General features: G+C 60.5%; 12 protein-coding genes. 5 read left to right on the top strand and 7 right to left on the bottom strand.

Features of this window, described 5'->3' with window-relative positions:
• The first annotated feature begins 7 nt into the window (after positions 1-7).
• Entirely contained in the window at positions 8-790 is a 783-nt protein-coding gene (locus V5E99_RS08440; protein ID WP_499802041.1) for a class I SAM-dependent methyltransferase, read from the top strand.
• 108 nt (positions 791-898) lie between these two features.
• Here the strand turns inward: V5E99_RS08440 and V5E99_RS08445 are convergent, their stop codons facing one another.
• A complete protein-coding gene (locus V5E99_RS08445; protein ID WP_499802042.1) occupies positions 899-1543 on the bottom strand; it encodes a TetR/AcrR family transcriptional regulator in 645 nt (214 codons plus the stop codon).
• 94 nt (positions 1544-1637) lie between these two features.
• On the opposite strand from V5E99_RS08445, the gene V5E99_RS08450 reads away from it, so the two are divergent.
• The 3 genes from V5E99_RS08450 (at position 1638) to V5E99_RS08460 (ending at position 7186) form a co-directional block, all read left to right on the top strand.
• A complete protein-coding gene (locus V5E99_RS08450; protein ID WP_499802043.1) occupies positions 1638-2738 on the top strand; it encodes an efflux RND transporter periplasmic adaptor subunit in 1101 nt (366 codons plus the stop codon).
• Positions 2739-2744: 6 nt separating this feature from the next.
• Positions 2745-5816 (top strand): efflux RND transporter permease subunit, encoded by a 3072-nt coding sequence (locus V5E99_RS08455; RefSeq protein ID WP_499802044.1) that lies wholly within the window; start codon positions 2745-2747, stop codon positions 5814-5816.
• A 221-nt stretch (positions 5817-6037) separates the two neighbouring features.
• The gene (locus tag V5E99_RS08460; RefSeq protein WP_499802045.1) at positions 6038-7186 is read left to right on the top strand and encodes a Fic family protein; all 1149 of its coding nucleotides are present in this window, start codon (positions 6038-6040) and stop codon (positions 7184-7186) included.
• Between the two features lie 50 nt (positions 7187-7236).
• Here the strand turns inward: V5E99_RS08460 and V5E99_RS08465 are convergent, their stop codons facing one another.
• The 3 genes from V5E99_RS08465 to plsB all read right to left on the bottom strand — a co-directional run bounded on the left by V5E99_RS08465 (position 7237) and on the right by plsB (position 10972).
• The gene (locus tag V5E99_RS08465; protein ID WP_499802046.1) at positions 7237-7926 is read right to left on the bottom strand and encodes a DUF4197 domain-containing protein; all 690 of its coding nucleotides are present in this window, start codon (positions 7924-7926) and stop codon (positions 7237-7239) included.
• A gap of 28 nt (positions 7927-7954) precedes the next feature.
• Positions 7955-8353 carry a YbaY family lipoprotein gene (locus V5E99_RS08470; protein WP_499802047.1) on the bottom strand — a complete coding sequence of 133 codons (399 nt, stop codon included), beginning with the start codon at positions 8351-8353 and terminating at the stop codon, positions 7955-7957.
• A gap of 117 nt (positions 8354-8470) precedes the next feature.
• The gene (gene plsB, locus V5E99_RS08475; RefSeq protein WP_499802048.1) at positions 8471-10972 is read right to left on the bottom strand and encodes a glycerol-3-phosphate 1-O-acyltransferase PlsB; all 2502 of its coding nucleotides are present in this window, start codon (positions 10970-10972) and stop codon (positions 8471-8473) included.
• 432 nt (positions 10973-11404) lie between these two features.
• Here plsB and V5E99_RS08480 point away from each other — a divergent pair, with 432 nt between their 5' ends.
• Positions 11405-11614 carry a cold-shock protein gene (locus tag V5E99_RS08480; RefSeq protein WP_010462862.1) on the top strand — a complete coding sequence of 70 codons (210 nt, stop codon included), beginning with the start codon at positions 11405-11407 and terminating at the stop codon, positions 11612-11614.
• Positions 11615-11706: 92 nt separating this feature from the next.
• Here the strand turns inward: V5E99_RS08480 and V5E99_RS08485 are convergent, their stop codons facing one another.
• The 3 genes from V5E99_RS08485 to dapE form a co-directional block, all read right to left on the bottom strand.
• Positions 11707-12084 carry a hypothetical protein gene (locus tag V5E99_RS08485; RefSeq protein ID WP_403026805.1) on the bottom strand — a complete coding sequence of 126 codons (378 nt, stop codon included), beginning with the start codon at positions 12082-12084 and terminating at the stop codon, positions 11707-11709.
• Positions 12085-12159: 75 nt separating this feature from the next.
• Complete coding sequence (locus tag V5E99_RS08490) at positions 12160-12969, bottom strand: putative RNA methyltransferase (protein ID WP_499802049.1); 810 nt, start codon at positions 12967-12969, stop codon at positions 12160-12162.
• A complete protein-coding gene (gene dapE / locus V5E99_RS08495; RefSeq protein WP_499802050.1) occupies positions 12969-14120 on the bottom strand; it encodes a succinyl-diaminopimelate desuccinylase in 1152 nt (383 codons plus the stop codon). The genes V5E99_RS08490 and dapE overlap by 1 nt, the downstream gene beginning before the upstream one ends.
• Positions 14121-14293: the final 173 nt, after the last annotated feature.

Genomic DNA, 14293 nt, shown 5'->3' on the forward strand with positions numbered 1-14293 from the left:
TTTTCCCATGATTGAACAACCCGCGGCCTGCCGCATCCATGTCGAGGCCTCGGCCCCGGCGTTTCAGCCACAGGCCGAGCAATGGGCCGAGCGCCTGGGCTTGCCTTTGCAGGTGGATGACGGCGAATTTGCCTTGCAGGTCGGTGAGCAGGGTTTGCAACTGCAACAACTGGGGCCAGATGCGCCGGGGCCGGTGCGAGTGGACTTCGTCGAGGGTGGCGCGGCCCATCGTCGGTTGTTCGGTGGTGGCACGGGACAGATGATCGCCAAGGCTGTCGGCATCGCCCAAGGCGTGCGGCCACGGGTGCTGGATGCCACGGCGGGGCTGGGCAAGGATGCGTTTGTGCTGGCCAGCCTGGGTTGCGAGATGAGCCTGATCGAGCGTCAGCCGCTGATTGGCGCGTTGCTTGAGGATGGCCTGGCCCGTGGCGCCGAAGATTTCGACGTGGCGCCGATTATGGCGCGCATGCGTTTGCTCAAGGGCAATTCGATTGACGTGATGCGTAATTGGGAAGGCGAGCCGCCGCAGGTGATCTACCTCGACCCGATGTTCCCGCACCGTGAGAAAACCGCGCTGGTGAAGAAGGAAATGCGCCTGTTCCGGCCGCTGGTCGGCGATGACCTGGATGCGCCGGCGCTGCTCGCGGCGGCCCTGGCCCTTGCCAGCCACCGGGTGGTGGTCAAGCGTCCACGCAAGGCACCGTGCATTGAAGGGCCGAAGCCGAGCCATGCGCTGGACGGGAAATCCAGTCGGTATGACATTTATCCGAAGAAGGCGCTCAAGCCTTAAGACCGCGTCGCTCCATTCGCGGGCAAGCCTCGCTCCTACAAGAGCACCGCAGCCCCCGTAGGAGCGAGGCTTGCCCGCGAAGGCGCCCGACCAAACACCGATAATCTATCAGGCTGTCTCACGCCGATAAGCCCGCATAAACAACCCCACCACTTCCCGCACATGCTCCTCGGCCGCGTCCCCGGTCAATGGCTCGCCGCAGCCATACAACAAGCGAAAATTCCCCGCACCCTTGAGCAGGCAAAAGAAATGCTCGGCGGCATTGCGTGGCTTATCGATGCTTAATGCGCCGGTCTGATCGACCTTGGCCAACAGCCGCTCCATCCCATTCAGCATGCGCTCCGGCCCGGCCTCGAAGAAGATCAGCGAGAGTTTCGGGTCCTGGCTGCCCAGGCTGATCATCAAGCGGTGCAGGTTCACCGACTCGTCGCTGTTGATCAGTTGATGAAAGCCGCGAGCGATGTTCAACAACACCGTTTCCACCGCGACGCCGTCCGGCAATTCGAAAAACAGCGGCGGCAGTTGCTCTTCGCACTTGGCGACCACGGCGGCGGAGAACAGCGTCTCCTTGTCGTTGAAATGGCTGTAGACCGTGAGTTTCGACACCCCGGCCTCGGCCGCCACGGCATCCATGCTGGTGCTCGCGTAACCCTTGGTCAGGAAAAGAATTTTCGCCGCATCGAGGATGGCCTGGCGCTTGGCCAGATCCTTGGGGCGGCCCGGACCGTTAGGTGCTGAAAGATTGTTCGACATTATTCGCTTTTAATACTGGACTGGTGAGTTTGCTATTAATAACATACCGGCCAGTATAATTATTCCAAGCACCATTAGCGAAAGGTCCTTCACCATGTTCCGCTATGCCTTGCCCCTCGCGTTGCCAGTCAGCCTGGCTTTTTTATTATCGGCGTGTGGTCAGGACGAGGTCGCGCAAGTCAGCGTGCGACCGGCGATGGTGGTGCAGCCAGAGCCTTCGGCCCAGGCGATGGAAAGTTATCCCGGTGAGGTCCGCGCCCGCTACGAGCCGGACCTGGCCTTCCGCATTGGCGGCAAAGTCAGCCGACGACTGGTCGAGGAAGGTCAGTGGGTCAAGGCCGATCAACCCCTGGCCGAGCTCGACCCCCAGGACGTGCGCCTGCAACTGGAAGCCACCCGTGCTCAAGTCACCGCCGCCGAAGCCAATCTGAACCTGGTTCGCGCCGAACGGGATCGCTACAAAACCCTGATGGACCGTCAGATGGTTAGTAAGTCTGCGTACGACAATTCCGAAAACCTTTACCGATCCGGTGAAGCGCGCCTTAAACAAATCAAAGCCGAATTCAACGTCGCGACCAACCAGGCCAGCTACGCGGTGCTGCGTGCGCCTCAGGATGGCGTGGTGGCCAAGCGTGCGGTGGAAGTCGGGCAAGTGGTGGCGGCCGGGCAAACGGTGTTTACCCTGGCCACCGATGGCGAGCGTGAAGTGTTGATCAGCCTGCCGGAGCAAAGCTTCGGCCGTTTCAAGGTTGATCAACCGGTGTCCGTGGAGCTCTGGACCCAGCCCGATCAGCGTTTTACCGGGCGCATCCGTGAACTGTCACCGGCGGCAGATCCCAAGTCACGGACCTTTGCCGCGCGTATTTCCTTCACTTCCGGCAAAGTCCCGGCCGAACTTGGCCAGAGCGCCCGGGTGTTTATCCAGACGGCTGCCGTGGTGTCGCTGTCAGTGCCGCTGTCGGCGGTTACCGCAGAAAACGGTGCGACTTACGTGTGGGTGGTCGGCGCCAACAACACGTTGAAGAAAGCCCCGGTGCGGGTCGGGCCGTTCGGCGAGAAAACCGTGCCGGTACTGGAAGGCCTGAACGCCAGCGACTGGGTGGTGGCCGCTGGCGTGCATGTACTGCACGACGGGCAACAAGTGCGCCCGGTGGATCGCTCCAACCGCATGGTCAATCTGGCGGACAAGGAGTAATCCCCGATGGGCTTCAATCTTTCCGAATGGGCGCTGCGTAATCGCCAGATCGTACTGTTCCTGATGCTTCTGCTGGCCATCGTCGGTGCGCTTTCCTACACCAAACTTGGCCAAAGCGAAGACCCGCCGTTCACCTTCAAGGCCATGGTGATTCGCACCAACTGGCCGGGGGCCACGGCTCAGGAAGTCTCGCGCCAGGTCACCGAGCGTATTGAAAAGAAACTGATGGAAACCGGCGAATACGAGCGCATCGTTTCGTTCTCGCGCCCCGGTGAGTCCCAAGTGACCTTCGTTGCTCGCGACTCCATGCATTCGGCGCAGATCCCGGACCTCTGGTATCAGGTCCGCAAGAAGATCAGCGACATCCGCCAGACCTTACCGCCAGGCATCCAGGGCCCGTTTTTCAACGATGAATTCGGCACCACGTTCGGCAATATCTACGCCCTGACTGGCGACGGTTTTGACTACGCGGTGCTCAAGGATTACGCCGACCGCATCCAGATTCAGCTGCAACGGGTCAAGGACGTGGGCAAGGTCGATTTGCTTGGTCTGCAAGACGAGAAGATCTGGATCGAACTGTCCAACGTCAAACTCGCCACCCTCGGGCTGCCGCTGGCGGCAGTGCAGCAGGCGCTGGAAGAGCAGAACGCGGTCTCCACAGCCGGGTTCTTCGAAACCAGCAGCGAGCGATTGCAGCTACGGGTCACGGGGAATTTTCAGACAGTCGAGCAGATCAAAAACTTCCCGATTCGGGTGGGTGATCGTACGTTCCGCATCGCCGATGTCGCCGACGTGCGTCGCGGCTTCAACGATCCACCGGCACCGCGCATGCGCTTTATGGCTGAAGACGCCATTGGCTTGGCCGTGGCGATGAAGGACGGCGGTGACATTCTGGTGCTCGGTAAGGCCTTAGAGGTCGAGTTCGATCGCATCCAGAAAAACCTTCCGGCCGGCATGCAATTACGCAAGGTTTCAGACCAGCCCGCCGCCGTGAAAACCGGCGTGGGCGAGTTCGTCCAAGTGCTGGTCGAAGCCCTGGCGATTGTGTTGCTGGTGAGCTTTTTCTCCCTCGGCGTGCGCACCGGGATGGTGGTGGCGTTGACCATACCGCTGGTGCTGGCGATCACCTTCGCCTGCATGTATTACCTCGGCATCGGCCTGCACAAGATTTCCCTCGGCGCGCTGGTGCTGGCCCTGGGGTTGCTGGTGGACGACGCGATCATCGCCGTGGAAATGATGGCGATCAAAATGGAGCAGGGCTTCGACCGGATCAAAGCCGCCAGCTATGCCTGGACCAGCACTGCGTTCCCGATGCTTACCGGCACTTTGATCACGGCGGCCGGGTTCCTGCCCATCGCCACCGCGCAATCGGGCACCGGCGAATACACCCGCTCGATCTTCCAGGTGGTGACCATCGCGCTGCTGGCGTCATGGATTGCCGCCGTGGTGTTTGTACCGTACCTGGGGGAAAAACTCCTACCGGACCTGGCGAAAATTCACGCCGCCAAACACGGCACCGCCGACGGTCAGCCCGACCCGTATGGCACGCCGTTCTATCAACGGGTTCGGCGTTTGGTGGAGTGGTGCGTGCGCTGGCGCAAAACCGTGATCGTGTTGACCGTGGTGTTGTTCATAGGCTCCATCTTCCTGTTCCGCTTCGTGCCGCAGCAATTCTTCCCGGCCTCCGGGCGTCTGGAATTGATGGTCGATCTGAAACTGGCCGAAGGCGCGTCCCTGAGCAACACCACCGAAGAGGTTAAACGCCTTGAAGGCCTGTTGAAGGACCATGCCGGCATCGACAATTACGTGGCCTACGTCGGCACCGGTTCACCGCGCTTTTACCTGCCGCTGGATCAGCAACTGCCTGCGGCGAGCTTCGCCCAGTTTGTCGTCCTGGCCAAAACCATCGAGGAGCGCGAAACCCTGCGCACCTGGCTGATCGAAACCCTCAACGAACAATTCCCGGCCCTGCGCTCGCGGGTTACACGCCTGGAAAACGGTCCGCCGGTGGGCTACCCGGTGCAGTTCCGGATCACCGGCGAACACATTGAAGAAGTCCGCGCCCTGGCGCGCAAAGTCGCGGCCAAGGTTCGTGAGAACCCGCACGTGGTTAACGTCCATCTGGACTGGGAGGAGCCGAGCAAAGTCGTGTACCTGAACGTCGATCAGGACCGCGCCCGGGCACTCGGCGTGAGCACCGCCAACCTGTCGAAGTTTTTGCAAAGCTCCCTGACCGGTTCCAGCGTCAGCCAGTACCGCGAAGACAACGAGTTGATCGAAATCCTGCTGCGCGGCACCGTGCATGAACGCACCGAACTGTCGCTGCTGCCGAGCCTGGCGGTGCCCACCGACAACGGCAAAAGCGTCGCGCTGTCGCAGATTGCGACCCTGGAATATGGCTTCGAAGAAGGCATCATCTGGCACCGCAATCGCCTGCCTAACGTGACGATTCGCGCCGACATCTATGGCAAGGAACAACCGGCGACCCTGGTGCAGCAAATCATGCCGACCCTCGACCCGATCAAGGCAGAACTGCCGGACGGCTACTTACTGGAAGTCGGCGGCACGGTTGAAGATTCGGCGCGCGGGCAGAACTCGGTGAAGGCGGGCGTGCCGCTGTTCATCGTCGTGGTGCTGACCTTGCTGATGCTGCAACTGAGAAGTTTCTCACGCACCGTGATGGTGTTTCTGACAGCGCCATTGGGTTTGATCGGCGTGACCTTGTTCCTGATGGTGTTCCGTCAGCCGTTCGGTTTCGTCGCCATGCTCGGGACCATCGCGTTATCCGGGATGATCATGCGCAACTCGGTGATCCTGGTGGACCAGATCGAACAAGACATCGCCGCCGGGCTCAAGCCGTGGCAAGCGATCATCGAAGCCACGGTGCGCCGGTTCCGGCCGATTGTGCTGACGGCACTCGCCGCCGTGCTGGCAATGATCCCGTTGTCCCGCAGCGTGTTCTTCGGGCCGATGGCGGTGGCGATCATGGGCGGGTTGATCGTGGCCACGGCGTTGACGTTGCTGTTCCTGCCGGCGCTGTATGCGGCGTGGTTCCGGATCAAGAAAGACCCCGCATGAACGGGCGGCCCTCAGGCCGCCCATTCTTTAGCGGGTGTACTTGCCCCTGTAGGAGCTGCCGAAGGCTGCGATCTTTTGATCTTGAAAATTCAGAGATCAAAATCAAAAGATCGCAGCCTGCGGCAGCTCCTACAGGTTTTTCAGAAAGCTCTGATATTGAGTCGGCGGGTTCTGAATGCTGTACTCCGGCCTCAGTTTTATGAGTTTTTGAGAGCGCAATCATGAAAAAGCCGTCCGTGGTGAAGGGCCGGTCCGACCCGGTATTTAGCCTGTTGGCAAAGTCACCCCACAAACATCGTCTCGCGGATTATCTGGCTTTGCTAACGCCTCTGGACGATCAGGGGCGTTACCTGCCGTTCGATGAGTTGCGTTATCGCTGGGCGCCCGGGCTGGATGCGAATCTGTGCTGGGCCTTGGTCAAGAAGGCCCGTGTAGCGCAATATTCCAGCCTTCTGCCATTGGGTGAGCCTATGCAGTGGGGCACCTTCGTGCTGACCCCTACCGCGCAAAAAGCCATTTCGGCAGTTGATCGGCTAGCCACCACCGCCGCGCTGGAATACATGACCCGCCAGATTGGCGAACACGCGCATTTCAGCTATCTGCTCAATGACCTGATCGAAGACGAAGCCATCAGCAGCAGCCAACTCGAAGGCGCGGCTACCACCACGCAGGTGGCCAAGGACATGCTTAAGCGCAAGCGCCTGCCGCGCACGCCGGATGAGCGAATGGTCATCGGCAATTACAAAATGATGAATTTCGCCTGGGAAATGCGTGACCGGCCCTTGAGCGTCGAGTTGATCGCGGCGATCCATCGCGTGGGGGTCGAAGGCATCGACGACGGGCAATACAGCCCCGGAATGTTCAGGGTCAAAGATGATGTGGTCGTGCAGGACGGCGAGGGCAATACGGTCCATACACCGCCGCCCGCAGGGGGGCTGGCGTCACGTTTGCAGGCACTTACGAAGTGGATCAACCAGGCTCACAACGACCCCTTTCACACGGACTATGTACATCCCTTGATCAAAGCCATCGGGCTGCATTTTGCTCTGGGCTACGAGCATCCGTTTCGCGATGGCAACGGTCGTGTCGCCCGGGCGCTGTTTTACTGGTTCATGTTCAAGAATGACTTTTCGGCCTTGCGCTACATCGCCATCAGCACACTGCTGCGCAACGCGCCGGTGAAGTACGGACGCTCATATCTGCACACCGAAGCCGATGATCTGGACTTGACTTACTTCATCGATTTCCAGTGTTCGGTCGTTTTGCGGGCGGTGACTGGTTTTACCGAGGTCTACCGCAAAAGCCTGACTTATTGTGGGAACGGGCTTGCTCGCGAAGGCGGTGTGTCAGTCAATGTTGATGTCCACTGACACGACGCTTTCGCGAGCAAGCCCGCTCCCACAGGGTTCTGCTGTGAGGTTTAGAGCGTGCCGAAGACCTTTTTGGCGAGGCTGGTCGCTGCTGCCGCCGGGTTCTGGCGAATGGTTTCTTCCTGTTTGCCAATCATTTCGAACAAGCCGTTCAGCGCCTGTTCGGTCACGTAGTTTTCGATGTTGGCGCTCTTCGCGTCCACCACGCCCAGGGTCGCGGCTTGGCCGGCGAACGAGTTGTATTGTTTGGCCAGGCCCACTTGGTCGGTGGCCTGCTTGACGATTGGCAGGAACTTGGCGCGGATCTGTTCGCGGCTGGATTTGTCCAGGTATTGGGTGGCCGAGTCCTTGCCGCCGCTGAGGATGCCCTTGGCATCGCTCACGCTCATCTTTTTCACGGCGTCCACCAGGATTGGCTGGGCCTGGGTCACGGCGGTTTCCGCCGCTTTGTTCATGCTGGTTTCCAGTTGATCGACCTGGGCGCCCATGCCGAAGGCTTTCATCTTGCTGGCGACCTTGCCCAGTTTGCCCGGCAGTTCGATTTTCACGTCCGGGTTGTTGCTGAAACCGCCCGGCGTACCGAGTTGTTTCACGGCCAGTTGTGCACCTTGGGTCAGGGCGTCCTTGAGGCCGCCGGTGGCGTCGGTTTGCGACAGGTCACCCAGGGACAACGCCAGAGCGTTCACAGAAATCATCAAGCCTGCGCACAGGCCGGCAAAGCGAAGGGTAGGGCGGAACATGGCGGCTTCCTTGTACGAATAAGGGAAATTAGCGGACGGCGTCGACACGCAGTTTCAACGGTTGCGGGTCGTTGCCATCGAGTTGCACGGCATGGTTTTCGGTGGTGATGAACATCAGTTCACCGTTCACTTCGATACGTGCGCTGACCGAATAACGATGGCCGGGTTTGACCTGTGACGGATCGTAGCTCAGATGAAACGCCAGCGGCACCTGACCTTTGACCGGGCCTTTCTGCTCATCGAGGACCACGGCTGGCGCATCGGCCAGGGACACGTCCTGCAGGCTGACGCTCAAGGTAGCGTTTGGCGGCAGGGCGATGCGTTGCAGGTAGAACACTTCGCCATCGAGGCTGGTTTTGGCGGCGGGGTGCATGGCTTGGCAGGCGCCCAGCAGTGCGGTCAGGGCCAATAGAGACAGTTTTTTCATCATGGTTCTCCAATCAATGTGGGTGCGGGCTTGCTCGTGAAAACGTCGTGTCAGTCAACGTTGATGTCGACTGACACACCGCCTTCGCGAGCAAGCCCGCTCCCACAGGGAATTTCATCAGGCCTCGGGTTGTGGGGCGACCTGATCCGCCGCATCTTCACTGCGATGCAACGCCACTTGGCGGATCGACAAGCGAATCTCCGCCGGCAATACGCGTTTGGCCGCGCCTTCGGCCAGTTCGCCGAGCAATTCGTGATAGCTCAGCTTGCCCGCTTCATCGCGACGCAATACGTCGAGGTCGAGCAGGGTCTGGATGAAGTGGCGGAACAGGCTTTTGTCGAAGAATTCCGGGGCGTTCAAACCATGGAGGATCGACAGGCGTTGGGCCATGACTGTGCACAGGTCTTCCAGCTCTTCGGCGCTGATGCTGTTCTGGCCGCTGTTGAGCAGCAGGGAAACAGTCATGTAGAAACGTTGCAGGGTCTGGGCGATGCTTTTCGACAGCAGCGTCAGTAGCACGAAATGCCGCGAACTCGGCGCCGGACGCAGGTACACATTGTTTTCGAACCGCAGCAAGCCTTGCTCGACGAAGGCATCGAGCCATTGATCGATCACCGCGTCCAGTTCATCCATGGACCAGCGGATGAACAGCTCCGATTGCAGGTACGGATACAGGGCGCGGGTGTAGCGCAGGATCTGTTCGCGGCTCATGCGCGACGCGCTCTGGAAGAAACTCGCCAACAGCGCCGGCAACGCGAAGATGTGCAAAACGTTGTTGCGGTAGTAGGTCATCAGGACGGCGTTCTGCTCGTCCAGGTACAGAATCTTGCCCAGGGCATCGCTTTGCTCGGACAGCAAATCCATGTCCTTCACGTGCTCGATCAGCGCCCGGCCATCGCCTTCCGGCAACGTGGTGTGCGGCGAGTACGGAACCTTGCGCAGCAGCGCCAGGTACAAATCCAGCACCCGCGCCATGGCCCGGTCGTCCAGCGCCAAACGGCTGGTGGACAGCAGCGCCAACGCCACAAGGTTCACCGGGTTGATCGCTGCCGCTTCGTTCAAATGCTGCGCGACTTTCTCGCCGAGGCGATGGGTGGTTTCGTTCAGCCACGCCGGTTTGAATTGCGGGCCGAGCTCCTGGGAACGCCAGTCCGGTTGTTCGCTGTCGAGGAATTCCGCGAGTTTGATCGGCTCGCCGAAGTTCACCGCCACTTGGCCGAAGCGCTGCTTGAGGGCACCGATGACTTTGAAAATGTCGAAGATCGATTCTTTTTTCTTGCTCGCGCCCCGCAGTTCGCCGAGGTAGGTCCGGCCTTCGAGCACGCGTTCATAACCGATGTACACCGGGATGAACACGATGGGCATGCGCGACGAACGCAGGAAACTGCGCAGGGTGATCGCCAGCATCCCGGTTTTCGGTTGCAGCATGCGCCCGGTGCGCGAACGGCCGCCCTCGACGAAGTACTCCACCGGGAAGCCTTTGGTGAACAAGGTGTGCAGATATTCGTTGAACACCGAGGTGTAGAGCGGGTTGCCCTTGAACGTACGGCGCATGAAAAACGCGCCGCCACGGCGTAACAGGCTGCCGATCACCGGCATGTTCAGGTTGATCCCGGCGGCGATGTGCGGCGGGGTCAGACCGTTACGAAACAGCAAATACGAGAGCAGTAGGTAATCGATGTGGCTGCGGTGGCAGGGCACGTAGATCACTTCGTGACCCTGGGCGACGTTCTGCACGCCTTCGATGTGGTTGACCTTGATCCCGTCGTAGATCTTGTTCCAGAACCAGCTCAGCACCACTTCCAGAAAACGGATCGCGGTGTAGGTGTAGTCCGAGGCGATCTCGTTGCCGTAGCGCAGGGCCTGGGCCTTGGCTTTCTCCGGGGAGATTTTTTCGCGCTCGGCTTCGTCGAGGATCGCTTGCTTGACCAGCGGCTGGTTGAGCAGACCTTTGACCAGGTTGCGACGGTGGGAAATGTCCGGGCCGATCACCGCCGCTTTGAGGTTGCGAAAGTGCACCCGCAGGATTCGCTGGGCCATGCGCACGGTGCGTTCGTGGCCCTTGTTGTGGTCGATCAGTTCGCGCAGATGGATCGGCGCCGAAAACTGCACGCGGGTCTTGCGCCCCAGAATCATGATGCTGAGCAACCGGCGCAGACGCCCGGTGACCGCCCAACTGTCGGCGAACAACAGCTTCCAGGGGCTGGATTCGCTGTCCGGCGACTGGCCCCAGAACACGCTGACCGGAATGATCTGCGCGTCTTCGGCGGCGTTCTGACTCAGGGCGCTGACCAGACGGGTCAGGGTCGGCGGCGCGCCGCGTTTGTCCTGGCGACCGAGCCAGTCGGGCTCCGGCGTCAGGTAAAAGAACGCGGCGGGCTCCAGCAGATTACCCACCGACACCGGCAGCACCGGGCGCGGCAGGCCTGCCTTGGTGCACTCGGTGTCGAGCACGGCCAGGTCGGTCAGCGAAGGGTTTTGCAGGACGTAGAACACCGGACGACTGCGGTCGAGGTTGAGGGTAAAGGACGACTGGTTGATCGTCTCCGAGCGAACCCAGAGGTACAACAGTCGGCGCAGGGTGCCAAACACAAGACGACGGAACGGGGAGCGGGTCATACGGCTTCTGCGTGAGTGAATAAAACCGAGCAATTGCTCGGGCGGCCAGGTGGCGTTCTCAATTAGTTTCCGCGTCGCGTTGTCGCCTTAAAGCGGGCCAGGCAAGGCGCAGGCCGCTGGGAATGGTTGTTCCCTTTCCAAGGACTGCAACGCAGTCTGGCCCGTTTTAAGGCACAACCCGAAGGGCCGGGCCTGCTGTTGTGCAGGGCTGCGTTGCTCGAAGCTTATTTGGAATGACCAAACCACGCTTCTCGCGCCTTGCCCTGCGCAACAGCAGACCCGGCGCGGCGCGGAAACTAATTGAGAACACCCCCTAGTGTGCCGTATTCGCCGAAAATCGGCAAAAAAGCGGCTAAACATTCTGTAGTTGAGAGTTTTGGTGCCTGTCATATACTCGCCCGTTCAACAATAAAAAGAAGGGGGTAACGAGACATGGCTACGCGCGAAACCGGCAATGTGAAGTGGTTCAACGACGCCAAGGGCTACGGCTTCATTCAACGCGAGGACGGGGTGGACGTGTTCGTGCACTACCGTGCGATTCGCGGTGAGGGCCACCGTTCGCTGGCTGAAGGCCAGCAGGTTGAATACGCCGTGGTGACGGGGGAGAAGGGGTTGCAGGCTGAGGATGTTGTAGGTTTGTAAACTTGAAGATCAAAAGATCGCAGCCTTCGGCAGCTCCTACGGGTGTACACATGACCCCGTAGGAGCTGCCGAAGGCTGCGATCTTTTTGCTTTTACGCGGTTTTCCAGGTGATTTCTTCTTCACCATCAGCGCTGATACGCATCCAGCGATCCGCGGTTTCCTCGCCTTCTTCCTCGACCCACGTCCCCGGCGCGCAACGCACTTCGACGTTCAGCGCAGCAAAGGCTGCGCGGGCGCAGGCGATGTCGTCTTCCCACGGGGTCTGGTCGCTGTCCAGGAACAGGCTGTTCCACTTGCCCACGGCTTTCGGCAGCCAGGTCACGGGCACGTTGCCGGCCTTGCACTTGTAGGTCTGGCCTTTCTTGACCCACTCACTGCACGGGCCCAACGCGGCGCTCAGCCAATCGGCGACGGTCTTGTAGTCGACGTCGGCGTCTTTCAGGTAAATCTCGATATCGGGTTGGCGCATGGATGTCCTCACTGCGGTCTTGAAAAATCCATTCGCGGATTTAGCCGGCCTCAAGCAGTTGCTCAAGACCAAAAATTATTGAAGTACGAAGTAATCGTAACGCATCGACACGGTGACCTCGAACGGCTCGACCTGTTCGATGACCGCTGCCCGGCGTTCGGCACTGGCGCGCCAGCCGTGGGGCGTCATGGCCAACAGGTTGGCACGATCCTGGCCACTTTCCAGGGTCAGTTTGAATTTCAGGGTTTCGCTGTGCGCCAGCGCCATGCCTTCCGGCACCAGGGCCAGGTGCTTGTCGTCGGTGTATTCGCGCACTTCGTCGTACAGGCTTTCGCGCAATTCCATCAGGTGGCCGCTGGTCGGCCCGACCTTCATCAAGCCGCCGCCGGGGCTGAGCAAGCGTTTGGCTTCTTCCCAGTCCAACGGGCTGAAAACGCTGGCCAGAAACTGGCAACTGCCGGACGCCAATGGCACCCGCGCCATGCTGGCGATCAACCAGGTCAGCTCGGGGTTACGTTTGCAGGCGCGTTTGACCGCTTCCTTGGAGATGTCGAGGGCGTAGCCGTCGGCATTCGGCAAGGCCTCGGCGATTTGCGCGGTGTAGTAACCCTCGCCACAGCCGATGTCCAGCCAGCGCTGGGGCGCGTAGTGCGCCGCCAGTTCCGCCAGGCGCTTGGCCACCGGCGCGTAATGGCCGGCGTTCAAGAAGTCGCGGCGGGCCTCGACCATCGCCAGGTTATCCCCAGGGTCGCGGCTGTTCTTGTGCTGCACCGGCAGCAGGTTCAGGTAACCCTGGCGCGCGCGGTCGAAACGATGCCCGGCGGGGCAGGCCACGCCGTTGTCCACCGCGTTCAGCGGTTCACTGCAGATCGGGCAGGCAAGCATCAGGCGAGCAACTTGATCAGGGTCTGGTAATAGATTTCGGTCAGCACGTCGAGATCAGCCGCCAGCACCCGCTCGTTGACCTGGTGGATCGTCGCGTTGACCGGGCCCAGCTCAACCACCTGGGTGCCCATGGTCGCGATGAAACGCCCATCGGAGGTGCCACCGCTGGTGGACGCCTTGGTTTCGCGACCGGTGATGTCCTTGATGCTCGACGCAACCGCGTCCAGCAAAGCACCCGGCTCAGTAAGGAACGGCAGGCCCGACAGCGCCCAATCCACGTGCCAGTCCAGGCCATGCTTGTCGAGGATGTCAGCCACGCGTTTTTGCAGGCCTTCAACGGTGGATTCGGTGGAGAAGCGGAAGTTGAACACCGCCACCAGATCACCCGGAATCACGTTGGTCGCGCCAGTGCCGGAGTTGAGGTTGGAAATCTGGAAACTGGTCGGCGGGAAGAAATCGTTGCCGTGGTCCCAATGCTCGGCGGCCAGTTCGGCCAGGGCCGGGGCGGCGAGGTGAATCGGGTTCTTCGCCAGGTGCGGGTAGGCGACGTGGCCTTGCACACCGCGCACGGTCAACTTGGCGCCGAGGGAACCGCGACGGCCATTCTTGACCACGTCGCCAACCAGGGTGGTGCTCGACGGTTCACCGACGATGCACCAGTCCAGACGCTCCTTACGGGCCACGAGGCGTTCGATCACGGCTTTGGTGCCGTGGTGCGCCGGGCCTTCTTCGTCGCTGGTGATCAGGAATGCGACCTTGCCCTTGTGATCCGGGTAGTCGGTGACGAAACGCTCGGCGGCCACGGTCATCGACGCGAGGCTGCCTTTCATGTCCGCCGCGCCACGGCCGCACAACATGCCGTGTTCGTCGATCACTGCGTTGAACGGGTCGATCTGCCAAGCGGTGACCGGACCGGTCGGGACCACGTCCGTGTGGCCGGCGAAGCACAGCACCGGACCGTCGTGTTTGCCGTGGGTGGCCCAGAAGTTATCCACATCTTCGATGCGCATCGGTTCCAGTGCGAAACCGGCATCGCCCAGGCGCTGCATCATCTGCTTCTGGCAATCGGCGTCGAGCGGCGTCACGGACGGACGGCGGATCAGGTCGATGGCGAGTTGGAGGGTCGGCGAAAGGTCGGCGTGGGCCGTCATGTAAAAACTCCGAGGTGCGCACGGTAAACCTGTAGGAGCTGCCGAAGGCTGCGATCTTTTGATTTTGTTTTTTGAAAAACCAGATCAAAAGATCGCAGCCTTCGGCAGCTCCTACAGTGGAAAAGGGCGATCATTCTAAAGCAAAACGGCGGCCCGAAGGCCGCCGTTTGACG

The sequence above is a fragment of the Janthinobacterium sp. LPB2021202312-11-4 genome, assembly GCF_037049705.1.
In the GTDB taxonomy this organism is placed as follows: Bacteria; Pseudomonadota; Gammaproteobacteria; order Pseudomonadales; family Pseudomonadaceae; genus Aquipseudomonas.